Origin of the sequence: Wolbachia endosymbiont (group A) of Beris morrisii (genome assembly GCF_964028185.1) — a bacterium.
Lineage (GTDB): Bacteria > Pseudomonadota > Alphaproteobacteria > Rickettsiales > Anaplasmataceae > Wolbachia.
Window position 1 is genome coordinate 1 of sequence record NZ_OZ034760.1, and the last position, 16317, is coordinate 16317.

Consider the following 16317-nt stretch of genomic DNA (forward strand, 5'->3'; position numbering starts at 1 on the left):
TGGAAAGCAGTAAAACAACAATAGTAGAAGTTATCAAACGAAATGAGCCAAGTGAAAGAGTGCCTATTTGGCTAATGCGTCAGGCTGGCAGGTCTCTTCCTGAGTACCGCAAAGCAGTAGAGAATATGAATAATTTTATGGAGATATGCTACAACACAGATTTAGTGACAGAATTGACATTACAGCCGGTGACAAGATTTGACGTGGATGCGGCGATAATTTTTTCAGACATTTTAGTAATAGCTGATGTTTTGGGTTGTGACGTGAATTTCCTGCGCAATGTGGGCCCGAGAATAAAACCTATAGAAAATCCTAAAGAATTGAAAAGTCCACAAGACATTGAAACTAAAACCTTACCAATTCTAAACGCTATAAAAAAAGTCAGAAGCCAATTACCAAAAGAAAAATCTCTCATAGGATTTGCTGGTGGACCATGGACAGTAGCCTCATACATCATAGAAGGTGGGAGCAGCAAAACTTTTTCCAAAGTATTAAATTTTTATCCTTCGTATTTGAAGGCAATAATTGAACGAATAACGGAAGCAACGATTATTTATCTAATTAAACAGATAGAATTTGGAGCAGATGTTATTCAGATATTTGACAGTAATGCTGGTGCATTATCGGAACCATTGTTTAAAGAATATGTTATCGAACCAACAAAGAGAATTATCTTGGCAATAAAGGATAGATTTTCTGATTTTCCAATAATAGGATTTCCAAGGTCTGCTGGAAATCTTTATAAGGATTACTGCGAACAAACAGGTGTATCTGCAGTAAGTATAGATTATAATGTTCCAATAGAATGGGCAAAAGCGAATCTAAAAATCCCTCTACAAGGAAACCTTGATCCTAATCTTTTAGCCTATAATAAAACGGAAGCAATCAAAGAAGCAAAACGTATAATAGATTGCTTTAGAGATTTACCCTTCATATTTAATCTCGGACATGGAGTACTCCCTGATACTCCAGTTGAAAATATTGCTGCGTTGGTAAACCTGGTAAAAAGCTACTAATACAATACACAAAATTCCTAGCTTTTTTGTTGTACAGGGTTTATCATTTGAATTTAGCTTCAGTAAGATATGTCAGACCTTGCAAAAAGAATGTCCCTAATAAAACCATCACCTACGATTGCTGTAACTGATAAGGCAAATAAGTTGAAAAATGAAGGAAAAAAGATCTGTATTTTAGCTGCAGGAGAACCAGATTTTGATACTCCAGATCATATAAAAAAAGCAGCTATTCAAGCAATAAGTGAAGGTAAAACTAAATATACTACTGTTGATGGAACGCGTGAGCTGAAAGAAGCAATAATTAATAAGTTAAGAAAGGATAATAACCTCGAGTACACGCTTAACCAAATCTGTGTTGGTACAGGTGCTAAGCAGGTGTTATTCAATTTGTTCATGGCAACAATTAACTCTGGAGATGAAGTTATTATTCCAGCTCCTTATTGGGTTTCATATGTTGATATGATAAACCTTTTTGGCGGCCTGCCAGTTGTGGTAGAGTGCAAACAAAATTTTAAACTGACACCGGAATTATTGAAAAACAAAATAACTAAAAAGACTAAATGGTTAATTCTTAACTCGCCAAATAATCCAGCAGGAGCTGTGTATACGTATGACGAATTGAAAGATATATCACAGATATTGCTTGAATATCCACATGTGAATATTGTTACAGATGATATTTATGAGCATATAATATACGACGGAAAATTTTTTACTATCGCTCAGGTTGAGTCGAAGCTTTATGACAGAGTTTTTGTGGTCAATGGAGTGTCAAAAGCTTATGCAATGACAGGCTGGAGGATAGGGTATATTGCAGGTAGGAGTGATGTGGTAAAAGCTATCTCTACGCTGCAGTCTCAGAGCACTTCTAATCCAAATTCGATAGCACAAGCAGCAGCAGTTGAAGCATTAAACGGTGACCATAGTTTTTTGAAAGAAAGAACAAGGATTTTTAAGAGTCGTAGAGATTTTATGGTGGAAAAGCTAAATTCTGCTCCGGGATTATCAGCATCTGTTCCACAAGGTGCGTTTTATTTATTTGTCTCATGTGAAGGATTGCTCAATAAAAGCACAAAAAGTGGTAAGATAATAAATAATGATTTAGATTTTACCGAATACTTGTTGGAAGATCATTTAGTTGCTGTAATTCCAGGAATTGCATTTGGTCTAGAAAATTTTATCAGAATTTCTTATGCAACTTCTCAGGAACAATTAGAAATTGGATGTGATAGTATTACTAAAGCGTGCCAGGAGTTAAAATGAAATAGACTATCCATAAGTTGTATATTTTGCCATACTTCGCTAAGGTTATTTTGAATGTTCTAACTTGTGTTTTTCTATGGAAGGCATTTTTATTGATTGAGCAAGTGTCTTTCTAATATTGAATTCCTCATTTTTTTCACTTCGTTGCAGTAGGTTAATATTATTTATTTTATTTACTAAATCTTTCCCCTTTTCCAGAGTCTTTAAATCACTTTCGTTAATGTGATGTTCATTGTAAAATTCTGCAACAATTTCTTTTCTTTTCGGGTGAGTATTTAAAAATTCCGACACCTGATGTTTAGCAACAGCTTGAATAAATTTCTTATTAAATATTGAATCGTTATATAGATTTTCCAAACTTTTGTCATAATGTTTTGCTTCGTTTATAGTGAGTTTTATTATCTCTTCTATACCACTTAGAAGTTTCCTGTACAATTTGTCGTATCTATTGCCTAGCACGTGTGTAGCGAATGTTTGTTCGATATATTTTGTTATGTAATTTTGCAGTGTATTATCTATTGTGCTTATGTTCATCAGCCTACCTCAATGTTATATTAACTATTTTACATGTAGAAAGGTTAATATTGAGTTAATAGGGTACTTCTGAAGTCAAATTTTACTGAAAATTATGATATTTAAGATATAATTGTCAGCATGAAATAAAAACATAAATAAAATGGATCTTGTAAAAAAAGTGAAGCTCAAGATAAAGATGAATAAGGGCAAAATCATAAATGTACTTATCATTTGTGGTGTAATTTTTTTCATATACCTTATTCATGAGCCAGTTGTAGATATGGTAGAAAAAATTGTAAGTAAAATAAAAAGTCTCTTTTAAAAATTGCAAAAGTAAAATAGACTTTTTACATTACCCTCTGCCATACCAATCTGGGATCTGGAAGATTTAGTTAATATGTATAGTTGCTTACGCTAGTTATCTATATTAAATTTCAATAGATCGAAATAAGTATTTATAAAATTTTGATAAATATTTATTTTGTTTTTTATAACTAAAGTATCTATAATCCTAAATTTTAGATGAGATTCATGTTGCAGAGGAATTTTTTAATCTGGTTGTTGGCGTCACTGTTTTATGCATACCAATATATATTACGTGTAATCCCAAACATAATTGCGCCTGAATTGATAACAAAATTTAACATAAGTATTGCAGATGTTGGCCAGTTTGGCGGGTTATACTATGTAGGCTATACGCTAGCTCATATACCTATTGGTCTTTTCCTCGATAGATTTGGACCAAAGTTTGTTTTGCCTGCTTGTACCATTTTGACATTTACCGGAACATTACCGCTTATATGCTTTGATGAGTGGAGTTATTCAATAATTGGAAGAATAATTGTGGGAATTGGGTCATCCGCTTCAGCAATTGGAATCTTTAAAGTTGCAAGCATGTATTTCTCGCAAGAAAAATCAGCAAGAATGGCCAGCTTATCTATAATAATAGGGTTATTAGGAGCTACTTGTGGTGGATTACCCCTGGACTTCTTACTCGATAAATTTGGTTGGGACTATGTTATTTACACTTTCTCAGCATTTGGTTATTTACTTGCCTTACTGTTATTCTTTATAACGCCAAGCAGTAATGACCAGAAAAAAGTGAGTGTAAATGATAATATGTTTCAGGATTTAAAAACTGTACTTTTCAACAAACATGTCATTCTAATCGGCTTTTTTGGTGGCTTGATGGTTGGTCCATTGCAGGGTTTTGCTGATGCTTGGGCAAAAACGTTCTTGTATGAAGTATATCAAATGACCGCAGATCTAGCATCTTTACTTCCTTCTCTCATATTTGTAGGCATGGGAGCTGGATCGTTCTTTTTGGCTTACTTTCTAGAGAAATATCCAAATAAACATTATGAAACAATTATTGCATGTTCTTTTGCAATGATCGCCGGTTTTTTATTACTTTTTACTCAGATTGGTGGCTTGTATGTTGTATTACCTACGCTTTTTATTATTGGTTTCGCATCTGGATATCAAGTAGTTACAATTTATAAAGCACTAAGTTATGTGAATAATAACTTGGTAGGCTTGGCTACAGCTGTGTCAAATATGATAGTCATGGTTTTTGGCTATTTTTTTCACACTGGAATCGCAAAGATAATAGATTTATGTTGGGATAAGACAGTGATACAAGGAAATCCTGTGTATAGTGCTGAATTGCTGATAAAAGCAACATCTATTATTCCTGTATGTTTGCTAATAGCTGTTTTTGGGCTCTTATGGTTAAAAAAGCAGGACAAGCAGTCTTAAAATTGCTTGTGCATCTTAAAATTAAAGCGAGGTTCGATCTATGATGAGTATTTTAAAAAAAATCTGTGGCTCTAAAAATAGTTTAAAGTCTTTTGATAACGAGGTTTATCAATCTATAGAAAAAGAATTGCAACGCCAAAAATCACAATTGCAATTAATTGCATCAGAAAATTTTGCAAGCAAAGCGGTAATGGAGGCACAAGGCTCTTTTCTGACTAATAAATACGCAGAAGGTTATCCAGGCAAAAGGTATTACTGTGGTTGTGAGCATGTGGACAAAGTTGAAAGTCTGGCTATAGAAAGACTTTGTAAGTTGTTTGGTGTAAAATTTGCAAATGTTCAGCCTCACTCTGGTTCTCAGGCAAATCAAGCAGTTTTTGCATCATTACTTACTCCAGGTGATACAATACTTGGATTGTCACTGAATTGTGGTGGGCATCTAACTCACGGTGCGGCGCCAAGCCTTTCTGGTAAATGGTTTAAGTCGATTCAATATACAGTAAATAAAGACACTTATCTGCTCAATATGGATGAGATAGAAAAGCTGGCGCTGGAGCATAAACCAAAATTGATCATAGCTGGTGCTTCTGCTTATCCAAGAAAAATGGACTTCAAACGCTTTCGCGAAATTGCAGATAAAGTTGGTGCTTATTTGCTTGCAGACATTGCTCACTATGCGGGGCTTATTGCAGCAGGCGAATATCCGTCTCCTGCTGAATATGCACATGTTATGACTTCCACAACTCACAAAACTTTGTGTGGTCCTCGTGGTGGAATAGTGATGACCAATGATGAAGCATTGCACAAAAAAATTCAATCTGCAGTTTTTCCAGGATTGCAGGGCGGGCCACTTATGCATGTGATAGCTGCAAAAGCTGTTGCATTTAAAGAAGCATTAGCGCCAGAGTTTAAAACTTATAGCAAGAAAGTCGTGGAAAATGCGAAAGTACTAGCTCAAGAATTGCAAAAGCATGGACTCGACATTATAACCGGTGGCACTGACTCTCATATAGTGCTAGTTGACTTAAGATCACAGAAATTAACTGGAAAAGACGTTGTAGATAGCCTTGAGAGGGCTGGCATTACCTGCAATAAAAACTCTGTACCGTTTGATACAGAGAAGCCGACCATCACTTCAGGGCTCCGTTTTGGCACTGCTGCTGAAACAACACGCGGACTTGAGGCAGAAAATTTTAAAGAGATAGCTGGTCTAATAAATGAAGTGGTTCAGGGATTAATTAGCGGAAATAGCTCAAGTGTCGAAAAAGCAGTAAAAACTAAAGTTGAAAGGATTTGTAGTAATTTTCCTATTTATTAATTTATGTGGCGTCATTTAAGTAGCTGGTAGAAACGAAAAAACTTCCTTGACAAGCTCCGCCAGCGCCCTTATTATGACAATAAGGGTATTTATGACTCAAAACTTGTTTTTGACCTGCAGGCTCAATGACAAAATTCAGTAAAAAACTCAGGGTATTTATTGGCGGATTACATAAAATTATAGCGGCTGCATGTCTTTTTTATTTTTTCTACATTCAGCCAAATCGCGCTTATTTTAAGCGTTAGCACATTATTACAGCGCCAGTTTAAATTATTATAGGGTCAAAACTCGCACCACGGGGCTTCTTTTGCCTTTTTTTTATTTGGTAAATTTCTTAATGTTTATAGCTAAAAGAGCCCAAGAGAGGTGTCATTCCAGTGCCCCTGTGATGTCATTCCAGTGCTTGACACTGGAATCCAGTTTTCCATATAATCTCATCGAAAACGTTGTAACCACTTCCTATGCTAGTTTGCTTGTAAACAAGCAAACTTTCCTGGATCCCAGTGTCTGGGCACTGGGATGACAAAAAAAGGAGCACTGGGATGACATCATAGAGGCGCTGGGATGACATCATAGGGGGTGCTGGGATGACACCCTGACAACCGTCATTCCGCTACGTGTTAGCGGCTAAGAGATACCGCGGCGGTATGACGTGTTAGCTATACCTTTTTTCTACTTAGTTTGGGTTATGCAAGAAGTCTATTGTATAGCTATTGCTGGTCGTATATTACTTATAGCTTATCTATTCAAATTGTAACTTTATTTTCATAATTAATTATTGACACTGTTGATAATCTAGTTATTATTATTGTATTGGTTAATGAGGTAAAAAATGTCTACATCTAACCTTAAAATTTCAATTGCTGCTTTATCATTATGTGTATCTGCCGTTGCAATTTATATACATCTTCCTTATGTTATTGCAGCAGTTTCTGGTTCTGGTGCAATTGAAGCAGTTCCTTTAGCAATTTTTGCTGTTTCTGCGATTGTTGCGCTGGTTTCAGTGATATGTCTTATTAGACTGGCCGTTTCTAGAGCTGGTGATGAGAAAAAAATAGATCTTAGTGGAGAAGAATCCGGCCATACTGCATCTCAAGAACCACAAAAACTTGTGCATGAAAATAGTACTAATCTGGAAAGTAAGCCAATTAGAAAAGAATTTGATAAGCCTGTTAAGCAAGATAGTGGATCACAGATAAAAGTTGATAGTGGTACTAGTTCGCAGGATAAATCAAGTGTGCCTACTTCTCCTTCACAGCCTCCGCAAACACGTGATACAGCAGTTTCTCATGTACCACAAGAAAAGCCTGTTAAGCAAGATAGTGGATCACAGATAAAAGTTGATAGTGGTACTAGTTCGCAGCATAAATCAAGTGTGCTTACTTCCCCTTCACAGTCTCCGCAAACACGTGATAGTGTACCACCACCACCACCTCCTCCTCCAAATTCAAATGGAACTTCTTCGCAAGAAAAAACTTATAATCCTAATCTAGTAAGAGCTGAGAGAATAAAGATGCTTGAACTGATAAAAGCAGGTCCTAAGTTGAAGCGTTTTGAGGGCGAAACACAAGAAGGGTATATTGCAAGAATGGATGGGCTTATAAAGGCAAAAGGGGGCAGAGTCATAGATAAGTGAAGATGAAGACAAACAACAAGAGCCAGAGCAGAAAGAAAAGGAAGGTGATGCAGGATCTGGACCCACATCTCCGTCACATTCTGTGCCAAAGGCAGGGAAGCCACCGGTACCACCAAGTTCGTGTGTTGATTCATCTTCTTTCTACTTAGTTTGGGTCATGCAAGAAGTCTATTGTATAGCTATTGCTGGTTGTATATTGCTTATAGCTTATCTATTCAAATTGCAACTTTATTTTTCATAATTAATTATTGACACTGTTGATAATCTAGTTATTGTTAGTATCCCATTGGTTAATGAGGTAAAAAATGTCTACATCTAACCTTAAAATTTCAATTGCTGCTTTATCATTATGTGTATCTGCCGTTGCAATTTATATACATCTTCCTTATGTTATTGCAGCAGTTTCTGGTTCTGGTGCAATTGAAGCAGTTCCTTTAGCAATTTTTGCTGTTTCTGCGATTGTTGCGCTGGTTTCAGTGATATGTCTTATTAGACTGGCCGTTTCTAGAGCTGGTGATAAGAAAAAAATAGATCTTAGTGGAGAAGAATCCGGCCATACTGCATCTCAAGAACCACAAAAACTTGTGCATGAAAATAGTACTAATCTGGAAAGTAAGCCAATTAGAAAAGAATTTGATAAGCCTGTTAAGCAAGATAGTGGATCACAGATAAAAGTTGATAGTGGTACTAGTTCGCAGGATAAATCAAGTGTGCCTACCCCTTCACAGCCTCCGCAAATACGTGATACAGCATCTTCTCAAGTACCACATAGTGTACCACAATTCCCTTCATCTCTATCAAGTGGTGCAGTACCACCACCACCTCCATCGCCTGCTCCAAATTCAAATGGAACTCCTTTGCCAAGAAAAGCTGATAGTCCTTATCTAAAAACAGATCATGGAAATGCTCTGCTTAAACAGATAAAAAAAGATCCTAAGTTGAAGCATGTTAAGGAATTGGATGCAGTACAAAGTAATAAGGGCACTGACAAAAAAGAAACACAAGAAGAGTATAATGCGAGAGTTGATAAATTGCAAGATAGAGAGAAGGAAGAGGAATGGGAATGATTCAGATCTTAAAAAGGCACTTGAGGAGAGATTAGCAGTCATGGCACCCTCAGATAGTGAAAGTGAGCAGTCTAGCTGGACAAGTAATGAAGATGGACACGAACAAATAGAGCCAGAGCAGGAAAAAGAGGAGCAGACAAAACACACAAATTCCCCATCAAGCAAGGAAGAAGGAAGCGGGGGTCTTGACAGTGGTATAGGATCTAGAGCCGCATCTCCGTCATATTCTGAACAAAAGACAGAGGAGCCACCAAGTTCGTGTGTTGATTCACCTTCTGCAGCACAAGTAAAGAGTGTTAACCCAGTGGATAATAAGGTGCAAGATTCATCTATTCCTCCTATCGAGGACCACGCAAAATTTTCTGCTTCAAAGGGAGGTGTTCCACGCTCTTCTTAAAATAAGTTTACCTACAAGTCTGATTGTATTAAGATTGTTTAATACAATCAGATCTATTATATGCGTTTACCTAAATATTACCTACCAACTTTAAAGGAAAAGCCTGCTCATGCTAAAATTATCTCCCATCAATATTCTTTACGTGCAGGTTTAATAAAGCAGATAGCATCTGGCATCTATACGTGGTTACCACTTGGTCTGCGCGTGCTTAAAAATATTGAAGACATCATCAGAGATGAAATGGATAAATCTGGCGCTATTGAAGTGTTAATGCCTTGTGTGCAACCAGCAAATCTTTGGCGAGAATCAGGGCGTTACGATGATTACGGTAAGGAAATGTTGCGTATAAAGGATAGGCATGAGGAAGATATGCTTTTCGGTCCAACGCATGAGGAGGTGGCAACTGATTTAATTAGAGATGTGGTAAAAAGTTACAAAGATTTGCCACTTTGTTTATACCAAATTCAATGGAAATTTCGTGATGAGGTAAGACCACGTTATGGTGTTATGAGGGGTAGGGAATTTTTGATGAAGGATGCGTATAGTTTTGATGTGGATTACGAAAGTGCACAGAATTCATATAATTTGATGTACAAAACTTACATAAAAATCTTCAAACGCATGGGACTTACTCCAATTGGAGTTCGAGCTGATACGGGGCCAATTGGAGGAAATTTGAGCCACGAGTTTCATATATTGGCAAACACTGGTGAGAGCACTTTATATTATGACAATAAATTTTCTGAACTACTAGAAAGTGAAGATGTTGAAAGTTTAAAGAGTATATACGCAGTTGCAGATGATATGCATGATCCTAAAACTTGCCTTGTGCCGCAAGAGCAGTTAAATGTTAGTAAAGGTATTGAAATAGGGCATATTTTTTATTTTGGCGACAAATACTCAAAGCTTATGAAGGCAAGTGTTACTTCTCAAGATGGAAAAAATGTCAATATACATATGGGTTCGTATGGCATTGGGGTTTCAAGACTTGTTGGTGCGATAATAGAAGCTTTTCATGATGATAAAGGAATTATCTGGCCAGAATCGGTGGCTCCTTTCAGAATTGGTTTAATCAATTTACAAACGAAAGTAACGGAGGCTGCAGATAAAATATACAAAGCTTTGAAAAGCGATGAAGTGCTTTACGACGATACGGAAGGGAGTGTAGGAGTAAAATTTTCTAGAATGGATCTGATAGGCTTGCCGTGGCAAATAATTGTCGGAAAAAAGGCAATAGATGAAAAGATAGTTGAAGTAAAAAATAGAGCAACTGGAGAGGTAAAGGAAATGCAGATTGAAGAAGCAATAAATCACTTTAGCACAAAATGATACACGGTATCGGCACTGACATAGTATATATACCAAGAGTGTTGAGAATATTACAAAAATACGGGGAAAAATTTCTCAATAGAATCTACACTGAAAAAGAAATAGAGCTAAGTAGAAAGTATAATAGTCAAGAAATGCGAGCAAGGTATTTTGCTAAGCGCTTTGCGGCAAAGGAGGCTTTTGTTAAAGCACTAGGCAGTGGTCAGGGCATTATAATGAAAGATATAGAAATATACAATGATGTAAGAGGCAAGCCACATCTTGCTGTCAGAAAGGATTTTATCTCCAAAATTCATCTTTCTCTGAGTGACGATGGAGATTACGCTACTGCATTTGTTGTAATTTGCGTCTAGCAGATATTGTTTCAATTTATGCAGTTGACTTTATGCTATCTATATAGCTAAGCTGACTTAGATTTACCGACAATTTGAAAAACCGTCATTCCGCTACTAGTTAGCGGAATCTATGCTGAGATACCGCGGCGGTATGACGGTTCGTGGTGTATGACGTAGATTGCTGTCATTCCAGTGCTTGGCACTGGAATCCAGCCTTTATTATGCAGCCACTTGGTTGAAATTAAGTTTTCTGGATCCCAGTGTCTGGGCACTGGGATGACATCATAGGGGCACTGGGATTACACCCTGACAACCGTCATCCCGCTACTAGTTAGCGGATGAGATACCGCGAATGAATCGCGGTATGACGTAACGACAAATTCGTCATCCCGCTACTAGTTAGCGGGATCTAGAGATACCGCGGCGGTATAGCTATAGCATACACAAACAACTAGTTTACCAAAAAAACATAGCAGTTTTTCTATGATTTGAGTATAATTCTAGCTTTACCTAAGCAGAAAATTTAATGGACTATATCTTAATGTATCTTTCCTTACCATTTTCAATTACCGAGAATTATTTATTAATTACTGCGTTGATTCCGCTTTTAAGTGCTTTTGTTACCTTTTTTACTGGTAAATGGTCCAGAGTGAACAATAGTATTACTGTCACTTCTTCTGTACTTCTGTTTACGTATACGTGTCTGTGCACTTTATATTGGGTATATGGTGATCATTCTCAATTTATTCTCATGGATTTTGGTAATAATTTGCACATTAGTTTAAAGCTAGAGTCTACCGGAGTAATATTCAGTTTATTAATATCTTTTTTATGGGTACTGACCAGTATATATGCAATATGTTATATGCAGAATAACTATGCTGATAGCAATCACTCGAGTTTTCTATGCTTTTTTTCAATATCGATTAGCTGTGCAATGTTTATTGCTTTTTCTGGAGACTTGCTCACTACATTTGTCTTTTATGAGCTTCTAACTATTAGTACATACCCTCTGATTACTTACAACTCAACAAATGAATCAATGATTGCAGGACGCTATTACTTTGGCGTGCTATTTTTCTCTTCTTTGGTATTATTTTTTCCTGCAATAGGCCTTTTATATAATGAATTTCATACTTTAGACTTTGTAAGTGGTGGAATATTCAAATTTGATACTTCACTCATCACTTTCATTGCAGTGTGTTTTGCTATGCTGATTTACGGAATAGGAAAAGCTGCATTAATGCCAATGCATTTTTGGTTACCAAAAGCAATGGTTGCACCAACTCCTGTGAGTGCACTATTACATGCTGTTGCTGTTGTGAAATCCGGAGTTTTCATCATCATAAAAGTTATATTATACACTTTCGGCGTCGATAACATGCAACGTTTTGTGCAGCAAAATTGGTTTGCTGGAGGGTGGCTTCCGTACGCTGCTGGATTTACTATTATTACTGCATCATTGATTGCACTAAAGCAAAAAGAATTAAAGAAATTGCTTGCTTACTCTACCATCTCTCAATTGTCGTATATTATATTATTTGCTTCAATTTTTAGTGAGCTCAGCATGGAGGTTGCAATTTTTCAATTGGTTTGCCACGCATTTGCAAAAATCACTTTGTTTTTCGTTGCCGGAGCAATAATAACGAAAACAGGCGAGAAATATATAGATAAGATTCACGGTATAGGACGCAGTATGCCAATTAGCATGACAGCATTTGCTATAGGTGCATTGTCTATGATAGGGGTGCCGCCTGCTCCGACTTTTTGGGGTAAATTTCTCATTTTTCAAGCTGTTTTCAACTCTGGCAATGTAATACTTTCTGTGTTTGTAACTCTAGTGTTAATTGTTAGTACTATACTTAACGCTCTGTACTTTTTACCGATAATTTACAATGCCTTTTTCTTAAAACCTTCTCAGAATTACTTTATTAAAAAAACGCCAATTCTTCTAGTTTTACCTCCAGTTATTACTGCTACATGCACTTTAGTTATTTTTTTTAGCTACCAAATAATGTTTTAAATGTAATCATCTATATTTATAACCATTAACAATAAATTTAAATGGTATTATACCAGCCAGAGTTGCTTTTATATTCGACAAAGTGAAGCTAATCTCCACAGTATCCTCCTTATTTTGCTCGGTTGTAAAAACTACAGTAGCATTTCCAGCAAATGTAACTAAGTCCTTGGTCGATCGATCAATAGATAATGTTATTACATTTATGTTGGCAATTTTTCTTTTAGATAGAGACAAATTACCAGCTTCATTATTCGTTTTTTCCTGAAAGCCTTGATAGATTTTATGTATAGAATTGTTTCTTATAAAATTTTCTTGGTACTTCGGTTCAACGATCTTAATGGACTCGTATATTTCAATGTATTTACTTATTAAGTACCTCGCTGTGGAAATGTATTCATCTTCCTTTTTACTGAAACTAAGCTTATGCATTGCAGAGAACTCATCTTCTGTGTGGTTCATATACTTCACAAAATTTAAATCTTTTTTAACAGGAAATAACAGGTATATGTTTAATGTTAATAAACATAAGCATACTAGGAGAAGCGATACTATTAATGCCATCCAAGATCTTTCTGCTACACAAAACAGATACCTATGGCAGTACCATTCGACTGCTTTACTGAAATAACTTTTGTTTTTTACTGATTCAAGCAATTTATCTTCCATAACATAATGCTACCAAACCCAATTATAATAACAATAAGATTAGATACTCTAAAAAACTTTAAAATATGTCTAAATTTTCCAAAATAGGATGAATGATTATATCACCTTGTTCCGCAATAAGGTAGAATTTATCGATTTTGCTCACATCTATATTTATCATTTTTACACTAAAATTTTCAGGATCATAAGTATTACTTTCAGCACTTTTGTGATAATTATAATAATGTAATTTATTTTGATCATCAAAATAACCAAATTCATCAGCGAAGGTTCCCACTTTGCTACCTTTACCACTTTTGACTAGCTCAAATAGATCAATTACATGGTTTTGGGATCCAGGCTCAATAGGCCCTTCTGCAGCAAAAAATTTAGGTGCATGACCAACATATTCCTTAAATTTTAGATTATGAGTCTTTTTTACACTACCAAAATTCACAAATTTATATTCATCTGAAATACCAGAATATTGTGGATCATATTTTTTATATTCAAAAAACTCGTTACCTAAAAAATTACAAAACGTTAATTTATAATCATCATGATTGGATTTAACGACTTTAAGGTAATGAAAATCTCTAGGAATCTTTACTTCCTCTTCCGTAATATGATTACGTACAACAAGCTCACCATTGAGCATATGATAGCCAATTTTTGGCAAAGTGGCTATATTGATTGCCTTGTTTAGCTTAAAATTTGCTTCATAAATGCCACTTAATAACTCCTCTCCTTTTTCTAAGGTGACGTCCTGGTCTAAAGCTATATTCTTGATTGAACTCAATTCTTTTTGCATGTTCAGTATGGCTTTTGTCAAAACTTCTATTGATTGCCATACAGTTAATTTATTATCAGTCAAATTATATACTTCAAGTATTAAATTAACAGGATTTTATCATGAATTTATGTTAAAAGTATTATATTTCGTAAACTTATGTCATGATATTAACTACATTAGCTAAAACATGCTTTTTATCTAAGTGGAGTTGCTTAGCAACAACAAAAAGTTCATCTATTTTTTTCCACTGACTTAGCAGAATTTCAACATCATTTACCTCTCTCTTTATGCTTTCTAAAATGAAGGCCTGAATTATATATGATGCTAGTTCTAGTTCGATTTCGCTATTAATTACTTTATTAATCATATTGGGATTCTTTAAATCATGAAGAAATTTATAAAAGCACTTGTATGCTTCATAAGCATCACTACTTATTGCATTTATTATCATTCCTGGCATTCCAGGAAATAAAGTAATGATTTCATCAAATATTTGATCATCAAATTTACATTGAGATGAAACAACTTGCTTTGTTTCATCATAAGTTAATGGGAGTAAATTCAGCTGAAAGCACCTATACCGGATAGTGGTTTGTATATCATATGGCTTATGGCTAATTATAAATATCTTAGAATTTTTTGGCGGCTCTTCTAATATTTTCAATATTGCGTTTTTAGCGTTATTAGTCATTACCTCTAAGCTATCTATTATAGCTATTTTGTGTTCTGATTGAATGGGACTTAAGTGTAGAAAGTTTTTCATTTCTCTGACTTTTTCTATTCCGATAGTATCACCTTCAACAATGTGTAAGTCCAATGCTGCCACGTCATAGTTTTTTGTAAGAAACCAATTGGAGAAGGATTTTGCAAATGTTGCTTTCCCTATACCTTTTTTACCGCAGATCAGCCAAGACTGAACAGACAAGTTGTTCATTAATTTTTTTTTGGCTTGGTTGTGACCTATTACTTTTTTCATTCTTGTTCCTATAGATCTTAGTTTGAAAATGCGTTGTTTACTGTTTGTAATGAAATTGCACCTTCCCTTAAAACCTTAATCTTATCTTCGGTTAAGTCAATAATAGTAGATTCTATACCAGAAACTAGTTCGTCATCTTCAATCACTACAGATAAATGTTGCTTAATGGATTGTGGTATATCGTCTGCCTTACATACACTTTTTTCTCCTGAAATATTTATACTAGTTGCAACTATTGGAACTTTCAGTTTATTTAATATTGAAATTGCAATAGGATGCTCAGGGATTCTGATGCCTATACTATCTTTAAAGAATTCGTTTGGCAATATGTTGTTGTTTTTAAGTGGTAAAATGTAGGTAATTGGTCCAGGAGAAAAGTGATTTACTAAACCAATATACTTTTTCTCTAGCTTTGCTATTTTTGTCAAATTGTAAATATCACTAACAAATATGGAGAGTGGCTTATTCTGAGAGCGTTTCTTTATCTGATATATTTTTCCTATAGATTCATTATCTAGTGCATTACAAGCAAGAGCATACACTGTTTCTGTTGGAAAACACACTAACAAGTTGTTCTGTATTGCATTTATTATTTTAGATACCATATAGCTAGAAACTTGTTCATAACAACTAGATCAGTTTTGTTGCATTGTATCTTATATAGTAACTGCTAGTTTTTGTGAATATAATACAACGCAGCTTACCATTTGTTATGCAGATTTGCTACAGCCCAAACTCTTCATTGACTTTGTCAACTATTTCCTGTGGTGGATCTTCTCCCCATCCTGAATATAAAATCTCTCCATAGTCTGCAACATCTATAGAGCCAGTTCTGCTTTTTGCTAGAAACATTTCTCTTCTCTCTTTATCAACTAATACATAATGCCACGCTGATTTTCCACGATCTTTACCACGCACTAAATATACGAGATCTGATCTACTTCTTTTTGTTGCATCAGCAAAAGATCTTTCATTGACAGTTCTGCTTTTGCTTTTTATGCCGCCACTTTCAGAAAAAGCTTCCTTGGATTCGGTTTTTTTGCCTGCTAATTCAGAAATTTTTCCTTTTTCCCCTAATGCACGTTCTTTGGTGTTTTGAGACGAATACTTGCTGGAAAAACCTTCCCCTGTACCGCCAGGAGTCCTGTTTGTGAAACGCTTAATAAATGAATTATTGTCGTTGTTTTCTGCCATAAAAATCTCCAAACTTTAGATTGTAGGACCCAAATTTTTACTACACTCTAT

Annotated in this window: 17 protein-coding genes; 10 read left to right on the forward strand and 7 right to left on the reverse strand. The window is 35.3% G+C overall.

Features of this window, described 5'->3' with window-relative positions; all coding sequences use genetic code 11:
- The first annotated feature begins 20 nt into the window (after window positions 1-20).
- Together hemE and ABWU69_RS00010 are read left to right on the forward strand one after the other, a co-directional pair.
- Window positions 21-1016, forward strand: coding sequence for a uroporphyrinogen decarboxylase (gene hemE, locus ABWU69_RS00005; protein WP_410541786.1), 996 nt, complete (start codon window positions 21-23; stop codon window positions 1014-1016).
- 69 nt (window positions 1017-1085) lie between these two features.
- Window positions 1086-2279 (forward strand): pyridoxal phosphate-dependent aminotransferase, encoded by a 1194-nt coding sequence (locus tag ABWU69_RS00010; protein WP_265026046.1) that lies wholly within the window; start codon window positions 1086-1088, stop codon window positions 2277-2279.
- A 45-nt stretch (window positions 2280-2324) separates the two neighbouring features.
- On the opposite strand, the gene ABWU69_RS00015 is transcribed toward ABWU69_RS00010, so the two are convergent.
- Window positions 2325-2813 carry a hypothetical protein gene (locus ABWU69_RS00015; protein ID WP_353285166.1) on the reverse strand — a complete coding sequence of 163 codons (489 nt, stop codon included), beginning with the start codon at window positions 2811-2813 and terminating at the stop codon, window positions 2325-2327.
- 513 nt (window positions 2814-3326) lie between these two features.
- On the opposite strand from ABWU69_RS00015, the gene ABWU69_RS00020 reads away from it, so the two are divergent.
- Both ABWU69_RS00020 and glyA read left to right on the forward strand, forming a co-directional pair.
- Window positions 3327-4553: an MFS transporter gene (locus ABWU69_RS00020; RefSeq protein WP_265034841.1), complete on the forward strand. Its 1227-nt coding sequence runs from the start codon at window positions 3327-3329 to the stop codon at window positions 4551-4553.
- Between the two features lie 40 nt (window positions 4554-4593).
- Window positions 4594-5871: a serine hydroxymethyltransferase gene (glyA, locus tag ABWU69_RS00025; protein WP_265034843.1), complete on the forward strand. Its 1278-nt coding sequence runs from the start codon at window positions 4594-4596 to the stop codon at window positions 5869-5871.
- A 391-nt stretch (window positions 5872-6262) separates the two neighbouring features.
- On the opposite strand, the gene ABWU69_RS00030 is transcribed toward glyA, so the two are convergent.
- Complete coding sequence (locus ABWU69_RS00030) at window positions 6263-6445, reverse strand: hypothetical protein (RefSeq protein ID WP_265034844.1); 183 nt, start codon at window positions 6443-6445, stop codon at window positions 6263-6265.
- A 258-nt stretch (window positions 6446-6703) separates the two neighbouring features.
- Here ABWU69_RS00030 and ABWU69_RS00035 point away from each other — a divergent pair, with 258 nt between their 5' ends.
- From ABWU69_RS00035 to ABWU69_RS00070, 6 genes are all read left to right on the forward strand, one after another.
- On the forward strand, window positions 6704-7507 hold the full coding sequence (locus ABWU69_RS00035; protein WP_265034845.1) for a hypothetical protein: 804 nt from the start codon (window positions 6704-6706) through the stop codon (window positions 7505-7507).
- Between the two features lie 305 nt (window positions 7508-7812).
- Complete coding sequence (locus ABWU69_RS00040) at window positions 7813-8574, forward strand: hypothetical protein (protein ID WP_353285167.1); 762 nt, start codon at window positions 7813-7815, stop codon at window positions 8572-8574.
- Window positions 8522-8971 carry a hypothetical protein gene (locus tag ABWU69_RS00045; RefSeq protein ID WP_353285168.1) on the forward strand — a complete coding sequence of 150 codons (450 nt, stop codon included), beginning with the start codon at window positions 8522-8524 and terminating at the stop codon, window positions 8969-8971. The genes ABWU69_RS00040 and ABWU69_RS00045 overlap by 53 nt, the downstream gene beginning before the upstream one ends.
- Window positions 8972-9031: 60 nt before the next feature.
- Window positions 9032-10300: a proline--tRNA ligase gene (gene proS / locus ABWU69_RS00050; RefSeq protein ID WP_265034850.1), complete on the forward strand. Its 1269-nt coding sequence runs from the start codon at window positions 9032-9034 to the stop codon at window positions 10298-10300.
- Window positions 10297-10653 carry a holo-[acyl-carrier-protein] synthase gene (locus ABWU69_RS00055; protein ID WP_265034852.1) on the forward strand — a complete coding sequence of 119 codons (357 nt, stop codon included), beginning with the start codon at window positions 10297-10299 and terminating at the stop codon, window positions 10651-10653. The genes proS and ABWU69_RS00055 overlap by 4 nt, the downstream gene beginning before the upstream one ends.
- Window positions 10654-11161: 508 nt before the next feature.
- Entirely contained in the window at window positions 11162-12658 is a 1497-nt protein-coding gene (locus tag ABWU69_RS00070; protein ID WP_265034854.1) for a proton-conducting transporter membrane subunit, read from the forward strand.
- Between the two features lie 6 nt (window positions 12659-12664).
- Here the strand turns inward: ABWU69_RS00070 and ABWU69_RS00075 are convergent, their stop codons facing one another.
- The 5 genes from ABWU69_RS00075 to ABWU69_RS00095 all read right to left on the reverse strand — a co-directional run bounded on the left by ABWU69_RS00075 (window position 12665) and on the right by ABWU69_RS00095 (window position 16266).
- The gene (locus ABWU69_RS00075; protein WP_265034855.1) at window positions 12665-13324 is read right to left on the reverse strand and encodes a conjugal transfer protein TraJ; all 660 of its coding nucleotides are present in this window, start codon (window positions 13322-13324) and stop codon (window positions 12665-12667) included.
- Between the two features lie 58 nt (window positions 13325-13382).
- On the reverse strand, window positions 13383-14177 hold the full coding sequence (locus ABWU69_RS00080; RefSeq protein ID WP_265034857.1) for a hypothetical protein: 795 nt from the start codon (window positions 14175-14177) through the stop codon (window positions 13383-13385).
- Between the two features lie 73 nt (window positions 14178-14250).
- Entirely contained in the window at window positions 14251-15072 is an 822-nt protein-coding gene (locus ABWU69_RS00085; RefSeq protein ID WP_265034858.1) for a DNA polymerase III subunit delta', read from the reverse strand.
- 17 nt (window positions 15073-15089) lie between these two features.
- Window positions 15090-15677, reverse strand: coding sequence for an L-threonylcarbamoyladenylate synthase (locus ABWU69_RS00090; RefSeq protein ID WP_265026062.1), 588 nt, complete (start codon window positions 15675-15677; stop codon window positions 15090-15092).
- A 118-nt stretch (window positions 15678-15795) separates the two neighbouring features.
- A complete protein-coding gene (locus tag ABWU69_RS00095) occupies window positions 15796-16266 on the reverse strand; it encodes a hypothetical protein (RefSeq protein WP_265034860.1) in 471 nt (156 codons plus the stop codon).
- Between the last annotated feature and the right edge of the window lie 51 nt (window positions 16267-16317).

Excerpts from the sequence above, each read along its gene's own strand:
- glyA (WP_265034843.1), top strand. The coding sequence starts at position 4,594 with ATGATGAGTATTTTAAAAAAAATCTGTGGCTCTAAAAATAGTTTAAAG.
- ABWU69_RS00020 (WP_265034841.1), top strand. The coding sequence starts at position 3,327 with ATGTTGCAGAGGAATTTTTTAATCTGGTTGTTGGCGTCACTGTTTTAT.
- ABWU69_RS00035 (WP_265034845.1), top strand. The coding sequence starts at position 6,704 with ATGTCTACATCTAACCTTAAAATTTCAATTGCTGCTTTATCATTATGT.
- ABWU69_RS00045 (WP_353285168.1), top strand. The coding sequence starts at position 8,522 with ATGCGAGAGTTGATAAATTGCAAGATAGAGAGAAGGAAGAGGAATGGG.
- ABWU69_RS00010 (WP_265026046.1), top strand. The coding sequence starts at position 1,086 with ATGTCAGACCTTGCAAAAAGAATGTCCCTAATAAAACCATCACCTACG.
- ABWU69_RS00095 (WP_265034860.1), bottom strand. The coding sequence starts at position 16,266 with ATGGCAGAAAACAACGACAATAATTCATTTATTAAGCGTTTCACAAAC.
- ABWU69_RS00075 (WP_265034855.1), bottom strand. The coding sequence starts at position 13,324 with ATGGAAGATAAATTGCTTGAATCAGTAAAAAACAAAAGTTATTTCAGT.
- ABWU69_RS00070 (WP_265034854.1), top strand. The coding sequence starts at position 11,162 with ATGGACTATATCTTAATGTATCTTTCCTTACCATTTTCAATTACCGAG.
- ABWU69_RS00055 (WP_265034852.1), top strand. The coding sequence starts at position 10,297 with ATGATACACGGTATCGGCACTGACATAGTATATATACCAAGAGTGTTG.
- ABWU69_RS00085 (WP_265034858.1), bottom strand. The coding sequence starts at position 15,072 with ATGAAAAAAGTAATAGGTCACAACCAAGCCAAAAAAAAATTAATGAAC.
- ABWU69_RS00090 (WP_265026062.1), bottom strand. The coding sequence starts at position 15,677 with ATGGTATCTAAAATAATAAATGCAATACAGAACAACTTGTTAGTGTGT.
- ABWU69_RS00040 (WP_353285167.1), top strand. The coding sequence starts at position 7,813 with ATGTCTACATCTAACCTTAAAATTTCAATTGCTGCTTTATCATTATGT.
- ABWU69_RS00015 (WP_353285166.1), bottom strand. The coding sequence starts at position 2,813 with ATGAACATAAGCACAATAGATAATACACTGCAAAATTACATAACAAAA.
- proS (WP_265034850.1), top strand. The coding sequence starts at position 9,032 with ATGCGTTTACCTAAATATTACCTACCAACTTTAAAGGAAAAGCCTGCT.
- ABWU69_RS00030 (WP_265034844.1), bottom strand. The coding sequence starts at position 6,445 with ATGATGTCATCCCAGCGCCTCTATGATGTCATCCCAGTGCTCCTTTTT.